We start from the raw sequence: 4,017 nt of genomic DNA, 5'->3' as shown, positions 1-4,017 counted from the left end.
CGCGGACGAGTTCACGAAGGGATCGACATGCGTGGGCGCAAGGCCGTCACCGTGCTCGCGATCACCGGTGCGATCGCCGTGGCTCAAATAGCCCTCGAAGTCCCGCCTGCTGACGCTGAACCCAACTGGGACGCCATGGCTCAATGCGAATCGGGAGGGAACTGGACAGCCAACACCGGCAACGGCTACTACGGTGGACTTCAGTTCACCCCGGCCACGTGGGCCGCGAACGGGGGAGTCGGATCACCCGCCGCCGCGAGTCGCGATGAGCAGATACGGGTCGCACGAAACGTGCTGCACACCCAAGGACTCGGAGCTTGGCCCGTCTGTGGTGGCCCAGTGGGCATGGCGGGTGGGACGTGCCGCGCGATGGTGGCCTGGATTCCTCTCGGGAATCTGCCGCACCTGTGCACCGTGCTGCTCACTCCGCTCACGTGAGGCATGATTTCGCCGCCCACCAGGCGGCCCGTCAGTGTCGCTCAGGCCCGGGCGATCGGGTCGGTGTTCCACGTCCCTACGGTCGGGCCGGCCACCGAGGGGGCCGACTCGGGTGTCAAAATCGCGTGGTGGCATCCCAAACCACGCATCGCACGTGGACGTGAGGACGAGATGGGAACGACGCCTGCGCAGCAAGACAACGGCCTCACACTTGAAGACTTCGACGTGACCTACCCCGTTACCACCAGGTGGGCCGACAACGACATGTACGGGCATGTGAACAATGCGGTGTACTACCAACTGTTCGACAGCGCGATCAACGGGTGGATCATTGCGGAAAGCGGAATCGAGCCCACCCGCATACCAGTGGTGGGCGTCGTGGCCGAGTCGGGCTGCGCCTACCTGCGCCCCCTCGAGTTTCCGCGGCCACTGGTGGTGGGGCTGCGCGTGTTGCGGGTGGGCCGCTCCAGCGTCACCTACGACCTGGGTCTGTTCGAGGCCACCACTGGACCGGAGGCGAGCCCGATCGCGGCGAGGGGTCACTGGGTGCACGTGTATGTCGACCGCAAGACCCGTCGGCCCGTCCCCATTCCGCCGCCGATCCGGCGGCTGCTGATCAACAGCACATCAGAGGCGGCGCAGTGAAGATTTCCGGCGCGATACTCGAGGAGATGGACCGCCCCAGGCCCTATCGCACGTCCGCCCCGCTTGTCATCGACGAACTGGACCTCGATCCGCCCGGCCGTGGCGAACTGCTCGTGCGCATCGAGGCCGCAGGCATCTGCCACTCCGACCTGTCAGTGGTTGACGGCAGCCGCCGCCGACCCGTTCCGATGTTGTTGGGCCATGAAGCGGCCGGCCGCGTCGAAGCGCTCGGCGATGCCGTCACTGACCTTGCCGTGGGTCAGCGCGTGGTGATGGCGTTCCTGCCCCGCTGCGGCGAGTGCGATGGGTGCCGCACTGACGGCCGATTGCCGTGCATACCGGGTAGCGCAGCCAACAACGCCGGAACGCTGCTTGACGGACATATCCGCCTACATCGGGAAGGCCGGCCAGTCAACCACCACCTTGGCGTGTCCGCATTCGCCACCCACGCGGTGGTCAACCGGGCATCGGTCGTTCCCGTCGGCGATGACATACCGCCGGAGATTGCCGCGGTCTTGGGTTGCGCGGTGCTCACCGGCGGCGGCGCGGTCATTAACGCCGCCAAACCACTGCCCGGACAGTCGGTTATGGTCGTGGGCCTCGGTGGAGTGGGCATGGCCGCGCTGATCACCGCGGTTGCATTGGGGCATGGTGAGGTCATCGGCGTCGATAGCCTGCCCGCCAAACTCGACGCCGCGCGCGCTGCCGGGGCCGCGGCCACCTACACACCGCAAGAGCTGGCCGAACACGCGATCATGGCACCCGTCGTGATCGAAGCAGCAGGACATCCTCGCGCATTCGAAACCGCTGTCGCCGCAACCGCTCCGGGTGGCATCACCGTGACCGTCGGGTTACCAGCGCCCGACGCGCGTTCGGCGATCGCGCCCCTGGATCTCGTCGCGGGAGCACGTACGATCACCGGCAGCTACCTGGGATCCTCAGTGCCCCAGCGCGATATCCCGGCTTATGCGCAGATGTGGCGCGATGGCACGCTGCCGGTGGACAAGCTCATCTCCTCACGCATTGCCTTGGCGCAAATCAACGAGGGCATGGATGAGCTGGCCGACGGCACCGCCATCCGGCAGGTCATCATGTTCGCCGAAACAGATATCGTGGCCGCGCCATAGTTGTCGCCGGCCAAGATCAGATGTGCCGTTGCATGTCAGTCGATCTTGCCGAGCGCAACAGTCCGGAGCATGGACCGCGGCCCCGCGTCGGACGTGTGACGGTCGACTTCACCTGTGGTGCTGGTCCGGAGCCGTGTCCGAACGGGCCAGCGACCGTTGGCAGTTAATGCAGGGTGACGGGGTCCCCGCTACGGACGGTGCCCTTCGCCAACACGTCCAGGTAGGCCCCGGCGCACGGCAGCACTCCGAAACCGCGTGCCTCCACCCGATTCTCGGCCGCCGGTGTGCGAATCGCGTGCGGGGCGCGTGGTAGTGGGCCGTGCTCGAGTGTCGGCAGCACGCACCGAGGTGTGGGCGTCAGAACACGCAGCCGCGCCTCGCCGACGGTCAATTCCCTGCCGACCCACTCGTTTTCGGCATACGGCGGGTACCCGGGCGGCGTCGCGATCACCAGGTTCGGCCGGTAGCGCAGCGCCTCCACGCCGATGCCCTCCAGGGTGGCCGTCGTTATCGCGTGTAGCGGGGCAACGTCGGTGAACGAGTCGCCCGGGGTCGCCTGGCCGATTTCCAGAATGCGGGCCTCGACCTCGGCGTCCACGCCGCGATCGAGCACCTTCTCAGGGTCCGGGCGTTCCACCGCGGCGCCCTGCGGCCGCTGGCTAACCAATCGGACCGCGCGTCCCAACAGCCACGAGAGCAGGTCATCAATGCCAGGCTCGTCGGCCGCCACGCTTGTTCCGTCTGGCAGCCGGATGCGCACCCGCCCGGTGTCCCCGCTTGCGGTGAACTGAAGCAGCCCACGCCATAGCCGGGCCTGCTTAGCGCTGGCCACCCGCCCGGTCACCGTGTCGATCAGCGCCAGTCGCCGGTCGCCTGCGGCGCCGCGCTCGTCGACGAACATGCTGTGCACGTCTTCGCCGAGCATCGACTTCACCGGGTAGCGGCGTAACGATTCCACCCACATCTGCCCACAACGGTCCGTCGAAGAGGTGGCAACGTCAGTCTCGGCTCGGCGGTTGATACCGCCATTGGTCACAGTTGGTGCAGATCCCATGGTTGCGGTCCCTACGAATCGGTCTTGCCTATGCAAAATTCGGGTGGCCGGATCCCGTCAACTGGTCCACAAGACAGGGGCAGGATCAGGGACAGCAGGGGAGGCCAGGTAGTCCGAGCCGTCGGCCGCCCATACAGCCCACATGAATGCGTTCGGCAGGCTCCCAGCGCCATGGCGCGTATTGAAGTTTTGATCGACTGTCTCTGGATTGCGCGGGCGGAGGTGCGGAGTCATAGTCACGTCCGCTCCTTCGGATCCTCGTGTCCAGGTTAGGCAACAATGTCGCCCTCCGCCCGTCCATCCTCGCGAGCCAACGGGCATCCGGCGTGACGACTCTGTCAGGCCGGGTGCACCCCGGGGTGTGGATGGTGATTGTTAGCGGCGCCAACCCCAGGGCCACCAGCCCCAGCGGTCACCGCCGCGCCAGCCACCGCCGTGCCAGCCACCGCCGTGCCAGCCACCGCCGTGCCCGCCACCGCCGTGCCCGCCACCGCCGTGCCAGCCGACGGTCTCGACAACCGGCGCGCTCGTGGTCGGCGCCGGATCCGTGGTAGCGGGTTGAGCCATAGCGGTCGGTGCGGCGGCAATAGCCACCGTCGCGGCCCCGGCTGCCACCGCTGTTGTGAGGTATTTCAGGCTAATTCGCATCGTTAGTCTCCTTGACTGTCAGGCCGTGCTTGCCGCGCAACTGCACTTGGGCCGGCGCCGTAGAAAACTAGACGTTTAGTTTCCTAATCCGGAAACCGTCGACTG

The 4,017-nt window shown here is 66.8% G+C and carries 5 protein-coding genes; 3 read left to right on the top strand and 2 right to left on the bottom strand.

All coding sequences use genetic code 11. The annotated features are described in order from the left end of the window. The 3 genes from VE759_RS21240 to VE759_RS21230 form a co-directional block, all read left to right on the top strand. A partial coding sequence (locus tag VE759_RS21240; protein ID WP_414687973.1) for a transglycosylase family protein occupies window positions 1-438 on the top strand: 438 nt, incomplete at its 5' end. A 171-nt stretch (window positions 439-609) separates the two neighbouring features. After that, on the top strand, window positions 610-1,083 hold the full coding sequence (locus VE759_RS21235) for a thioesterase family protein (RefSeq protein WP_324936118.1): 474 nt from the start codon (window positions 610-612) through the stop codon (window positions 1,081-1,083). Next, window positions 1,080-2,210, top strand: coding sequence for an alcohol dehydrogenase catalytic domain-containing protein (locus VE759_RS21230; protein ID WP_324936116.1), 1,131 nt, complete (start codon window positions 1,080-1,082; stop codon window positions 2,208-2,210). Before VE759_RS21235 ends, VE759_RS21230 begins: the two co-directional genes overlap by 4 nt. A gap of 163 nt (window positions 2,211-2,373) precedes the next feature. Here the strand turns inward: VE759_RS21230 and VE759_RS21225 are convergent, their stop codons facing one another. After that, window positions 2,374-3,174: an MOSC domain-containing protein gene (locus VE759_RS21225; RefSeq protein ID WP_324936114.1), complete on the bottom strand. Its 801-nt coding sequence runs from the start codon at window positions 3,172-3,174 to the stop codon at window positions 2,374-2,376. Between the two features lie 465 nt (window positions 3,175-3,639). Beyond that, window positions 3,640-3,912 (bottom strand): hypothetical protein, encoded by a 273-nt coding sequence (locus VE759_RS21220; protein WP_324936112.1) that lies wholly within the window; start codon window positions 3,910-3,912, stop codon window positions 3,640-3,642. Window positions 3,913-4,017: the final 105 nt, after the last annotated feature.

It is taken from the genome of Mycobacterium sp., assembly GCF_035640695.1.
In the GTDB taxonomy this organism is placed as follows: domain Bacteria; phylum Actinomycetota; class Actinomycetes; order Mycobacteriales; family Mycobacteriaceae; genus Mycobacterium.
Note: the sequence above shows the minus strand (reverse complement) of the source record. Positions and strands in the feature narration are given on the sequence as shown.